Below are 5861 nucleotides of genomic sequence, written 5' to 3'. Positions count from 1 at the left end.
TTATAATTAAATTTTTATCTTGCGTAAATCATTTTTTTCAGCGTTCATCTGCGTCGAATCCCTACCTTACGGATGGACCCTAATTAATCATATCAATTCGATATATTGTATATCAAAATTATAAGAATATAAAATAAACGCTTGCTAAAAAATAATATTTATGATTATGTAATTGCCTTAATAAAAGCATTTTAAAAAAGTGAGCCATATTTGGCACAGAAATTGTAAACTGTTAAGATATATAGATGTGAAACCCTTCATAAATCATAGCAAATACGGGGGAGCGCAAGCTCCCCTTCCCCCTATGATTTAAAAAACAAATTACAGAAAGGAGTCAACTATGAAAAAGGTTGCCTTATTAGTACTTATGATGAGTTTTGTGACTACAATGCTCATTGCAGATGAAATTTCGGATGGAGATAAACTCGGACAAATTGCAGAAACAATCATTGAAGAAGTTCAAGAAGAATCAGATGATGATGTCTCCATTAGTGTGTCAATCAACAAAGAAAAAAATGTAGGTGGAACCCCCAAAATGGGAGTTTATTTGCGAGATATAAATTTTCAGGAAGCCTACGAAAAACATTACGACCATTGTTTCGGTGTATTGATTACCGGTGTTACAACAGGTGGTGGAGCACACAAAGCCGGTTTAATTGGTGGTGATATTGTTATGGAATTTGACGGCCAAAAGGTACGATTTGAATCGCAATTGTCAAATCTGATTAAAAGCAAGAATATTGATGAGGAAGTATTAGTAAAATATTTTCGCGATGGAAAAGAATTTACCACATTGCTCGTTTTGCAAGCTCCCAAAAGTAAAGGAATTTTTGTCGATAAAGGAGAATATCCCGAAGGAAAAAAGCCTCACAAATTATCCGCAGGAAACGGTGGTGGTGGCTGGATTCCTGTCTGGTTTCAACCAAAGGATAAATTCGAAGATATTAATAAAATTATTGAGGATTGTGGGTTCTCAAGTTTGGGAGAAAATCAATTCTTCTATTGGGGACTCGGTGGAAAAGGTAATATCGGTAAAGGTTGGTTCCTCGGTGGAATGGGTTCTTGGTATTCAGAAACATTAAGAAATAGTGATAGTTTGGGAGCAAGACGAATGGCGTTGGATATTGGATACGGCGGAGTAACTTTAGATAAGCGGATTCCAATTTTCCGAAAACTTGTTACCTCTTTCGGCTTTATGCTCGGATGGGGCGGGTATGAAGTAGAATTTTCGCAAATGGGAGAAAACTATGACTGGGATCAATTAGGCATTCAGTTGGGAAGCTCAGAAAATAACTATGTCCAGCTCACAAAAGAATATTTATTATTCCAACCAAAAATGGCACTCCTTTATAGAATTAACGATTGGCTTGGTTTCCGTGCAGAAGGTGGATATATGTTCGGTTTACCATTCTACGAAGGATGGCGATCCAATGTCTGCGAAGATTATTATGAAATAGAAAATTCTCCGAACACAAAATTTGAGGGATATACAATTAGCATCGGTCCTTGGTTTGGATTTTAATTCTATCATCATAAAGCCCTGCTTTGATTAGTGGGGCTTTTTTTTATATTTTCAAAAAATTAGACAGATTTATTAGATAAAATAAAAAACGATTCTCAAAAGGAGTAAAAAAATGTTAAGAAAAAGGCTAGCTTTATTGTTACTAACAGGATTGGTAATGTTTGCATTTATGGGATGTATTGATATTGATATTGAGGGTGGTAAAGTAAAAGTTGATGGGGTGTATCTTAAAAATGAGAGAATCATTCATTTCACTAATTCAGAAAGTAATAGCAAATTTATTGCCGATATTTATAAAGGTAAGGTGCAATTGCAAGCAGGTAGCGAAATCGATCTGCAAGTAAAAATTTATGAAAAAACAGAAAATGATGTTTCATTATTTTTTAAAGATGGAAAATTACTCGGAAAAACCCGATCCGGTGATCCCTATGCCATCGGCTCATTGACCGGTACTATATCTCAGGTTGAAGAAATTGATATTGATTCAGGCGCCGGGAATATTACAATTGAAAATATTGAAAATAAAAGCGTTTTATTGGATACTGGAGCTGGAAATGTGAAACTATTAAAATGCAGTATTTCTAACATCAATATTGACACAGGGGCTGGAAATATATTTCTTGAAGATATTATTTCCCAAAACATAAAACTTGATTCAGGTGCGGGTAATATTGAAATTTCCGGAGTAAGAGCCGATGATATCAACTGTGATTCCGGTGTGGGTAATATTTCTGCGTATAGTTCAAGTGCAAAAACCGTTGAGTTTGATACTGGCATCGGAAATATTTCAACATCAGATTGTGATTTTAAATCCAAGGATTTTTCCACAGGTTTGGGAAATGTTCATAATCTGGATTCAAAAAGCAGAAAACACGAGGGTGTTGAATTATAAATTCGGATAAAACATGTTTAATGCAATCACAAAATCTTTGACAACTTTGGTTGTAGTTGCCGGTGCTTTACTCAACACCAATTTATCACCCGATTTCACTAATGTTCAGGTGGAATATTCAAACCATGATTTCATTTGCAGTGCACAATTAAATAATTGCTTCGACGAACATCTTGAAAAGGTTTTTCAATCAGGTCAAAAAGTTCGGATAACATACACGATATTTCTTTTTATTTCGAATTCCGATACAAAAATTGCTGAAAAAGAAATAAATCGCGAAATCGAATTTGATCTAATTGATGAAGTCTATAAAGTGAAGCGATCTGAAGAACATGAATGGAAATTATTTGAAACTTTAGATGAAGCAAAAGATCAATTGACCATAGTAGAAAAAGTAACAGTCACAAATTCCTTGCAATTGGATTTGGATCAAAGATTTTATCTGAAAATAAATGCAACTATAAATCCTATTTTTCTGGATATATTTCAAAAAAATTATGATTTAATGAAATATTGGAATAATAAATCCCCAAGTTATAGAACGAAAGATTTGAGATTGAAAAATAAGCGTACATGAAATTACCCTCCTTTAAATTTCAAATTCTTGGTTTGATATTTATTTTATTACTCGTTTTTGGAGTTCTCACACGAGATTTTTTTATTAATCAATTTGCTGATTATACAAAAGATAATAACTCAATCAGATTGTATAGAAAAACTCACGATTTATATGAAAATCACAAAGAAGAACTTCAAAAAGATGAAATTCAACCAATTTTACGTGGGATAAATCAAATTGAACTTAATTCATATCTTTTCGAACAGCGGATGACAAATTTGTCAACCTATTACATTGTTGCCACGATTCTAATATTATTTTTAATATTCGTAATCCTTATAAATTTATTATTAAAACCACTTACAAGACTTCAAAATGCTACAGAAAAAGTAAGAGCTGGAGATCTCACAGTAAATGTAAGAGAATCCAGATTCTCTCCAATTAATGAACTTATCAGATCTTTTAACGAAATGGTAACCGAAATTGATGGAAGTCGTGAGAAATTGATCCAGGCAGAAAAAGATTTGATGTGGAGGGAAATGGCTCAGGTTCTTGCCCACGAAATAAAAAATCCTCTCACCCCACTTCGCCTCGCTACCGAAAGACTTGAAATGAAGCATTTGCAAAAAGCAAAAAATTTTGACGATGTTTTTACCAGCTCTATTGAAGTAATCAACGAGGAAATTTCGAATTTGCAGAAGTTAGTCAAAGAATTTTCCCAATTTGCAAAAATGCCTACAACCAATTTTGTTTTCTGTGATGTTAATTGTGAAATAAGAAAAATTATTCTTCCCTATGTAGATTCCGCCGACATACATTTGGATTTGCAAGATGATTTGCCCCAATTTGAGTGTGATAAATTGCAAATGAAACAAGTTTTTGTTAATCTTATTCAGAACGCTATTCATGCAATTTCTTCAAATGGGAATATTAGCATTTTGTCAAAGTTTGAGGATGATAAATTCATTTTTGTTATACAAGATGATGGGGAAGGGATTGATAAAAAGAACATTAATGAAATATTCCGTCCATATTTTACAAATAAAGTAAAAGGAACCGGACTCGGTTTGGCTATCGTTAGAAGAATAATCAAAGAACATAATGGCACTATCAGTGTGGAAAGTGAAAAAGGGGAAGGTTCTAAATTTACTATGATTTTTACAAATTCTATGAGCAGCAACTACCAAGGCTAACTTAAATCGGATGATTTTTTTTGTGCTGGATATTTATAATATAATGTGTTACTCAACTATTTTATGAATGGTTAGGCGATTTGTTTGAGTTTTGAATTATTGCGTGTATTTATTGTGTTTCGTGGTCATTGTCTTTTATTTTTTATCTGAATAGCCACGAGATTTATCTCGTTGAAAGAAAGATCAAAATTATCGGGGGTTTTAACCCCTATAAAAAAATTAGAACTAATAAGATTTATCGCAGAAAGAATTGAAAGGATTGCATGAATATATTAATAATTGATGACGAAAAAAATATCAGACGAGTTCTTGCTGAAATTTTGGAAGATGAAGGATATTCCGTTTTCACTTCAGATAGTGGCGAAGACGGGTTGAAATTGCTATCTGAAGAAATTATTGATCTGGTTTTTTTAGATGTCAAATTACCGGGGATTGATGGAATTGAGGTTTTAAAGAAAATCAGAGCAGAATTTCCTGATCTGGATGTGATCATGATTTCCGGACATAGTAGTATAAAAATTGCCGTTAACGCCGTGCAAATTGGAGCTTATGATTTTCTGGAAAAACCTCTCTCTCTCCATAAAGTTACAATCACAGCTCGTAACATCTCAGAAAAAATCCGATTGTACAAATATTATGAGCAGGAATCGGAAGAAGTCTCAAACAAATATCGCATGATCGGTACTTCTGTGGAATTCCGCAAGGTGCGGGACTTAGTTTCCAGAATAAGCAAAACTAATAGCAAAGTTTTGATTCGTGGCGAAAATGGTACCGGAAAAGAACTTGTTGCTTATGCACTCCATCACCAGAGTGACAGAAAAGGAGCGCCCTTCATTAAATTCAATTCTGCTGCAATTCCTAAAGAACTGGTGGAAAGTGAGTTGTTCGGACACGAAAGAGGTGCCTTTACAGGTGCCGATAGAAAAAGAGTAGGTAAACTGGAAGCTGCTCACGGTGGAACATTATTTATGGACGAAATAGGGGACATGAATCAAGAAGCACAAGCAAAAATCTTGCGAGTTATTCAGGATGGAAAATTTGAACGCGTCGGATCGAATAGAACCATTGATATTGATGTTCGAATTATTGCGGCAACAAATAAGAATTTGGAAGAAATGGTTCGGGAAGGACAATTTCGAGAAGATCTATTTTATAGATTGAACGTGATCCCAATAACAATTCCACCATTACGGGAACGGAAAAATGATATTCCTGTTTTGCTTTCCTACTATTTAGATTATTTTGCAGTTGAATTGAAGGTTGCCCCCAAATTATTTTCTAACGATGCAATCTTGTATCTGACAAATTGTGAATTCCCGGGAAATGTGAGAGAATTAAAAAATTTGGTGGAAAGATTGTATATTTTATCAGACAGTAAAATTATTGCTCAAAATGAAGTCATTGGACAAACTCGTTTTGCAGAACCCGCAAAAACTTTAGAACTTCCATTCTTAGATATTAAAAATTTTAACGACGCTAAAATTGGATTTGAAAAATACTATTTGAAAAAATATTTGGATAGAAATGGCGGAAAGATAGGCGAAACAGCCGCAGAAGTTGGACTTCAGCAATCAAACCTCTCTCGCAAACTTAAAGAGCTCGGGATAACCTGAACAAAGAGAAAAAAAATTAGTGTATTTTAATTTTTTCCAAAAGGGATAAATAAAATTACAAAGTCGACTTTTTCGTGTATTT

5 protein-coding genes are annotated in these 5861 nt (G+C 33.8%); all 5 read left to right on the top strand.

The features are described 5' to 3' along the window. The first annotated feature begins 340 nt into the window (after positions 1-340). The 5 genes from U9P79_09930 to U9P79_09910 all read left to right on the top strand — a co-directional run bounded on the left by U9P79_09930 (position 341) and on the right by U9P79_09910 (position 5779). Positions 341-1522, top strand: coding sequence for a PDZ domain-containing protein (locus U9P79_09930; protein ID MEA2104941.1), 1182 nt, complete (start codon positions 341-343; stop codon positions 1520-1522). Positions 1523-1634: 112 nt separating this feature from the next. Continuing rightward, entirely contained in the window at positions 1635-2414 is a 780-nt protein-coding gene (locus U9P79_09925; protein MEA2104940.1) for a DUF4097 family beta strand repeat-containing protein, read from the top strand. 13 nt (positions 2415-2427) lie between these two features. Then, a complete protein-coding gene (locus U9P79_09920; GenBank protein MEA2104939.1) occupies positions 2428-2991 on the top strand; it encodes a DUF4390 domain-containing protein in 564 nt (187 codons plus the stop codon). Then, complete coding sequence (locus tag U9P79_09915) at positions 2988-4166, top strand: ATP-binding protein (protein ID MEA2104938.1); 1179 nt, start codon at positions 2988-2990, stop codon at positions 4164-4166. Before U9P79_09920 ends, U9P79_09915 begins: the two co-directional genes overlap by 4 nt. 263 nt (positions 4167-4429) lie before the next feature. Further along, on the top strand, positions 4430-5779 hold the full coding sequence (locus U9P79_09910; GenBank protein MEA2104937.1) for a sigma-54 dependent transcriptional regulator: 1350 nt from the start codon (positions 4430-4432) through the stop codon (positions 5777-5779). The last annotated feature ends 82 nt before the right edge of the window (positions 5780-5861 follow it).

It is taken from the genome of Candidatus Cloacimonadota bacterium (genome assembly GCA_034661015.1).
Classification (GTDB): Bacteria; Cloacimonadota; Cloacimonadia; order JGIOTU-2; family JGIOTU-2; genus JAYEKN01.
The sequence above is the reverse complement of the archived record's forward strand: the minus strand, read 5'-3'. Positions and strand labels throughout refer to the sequence as shown.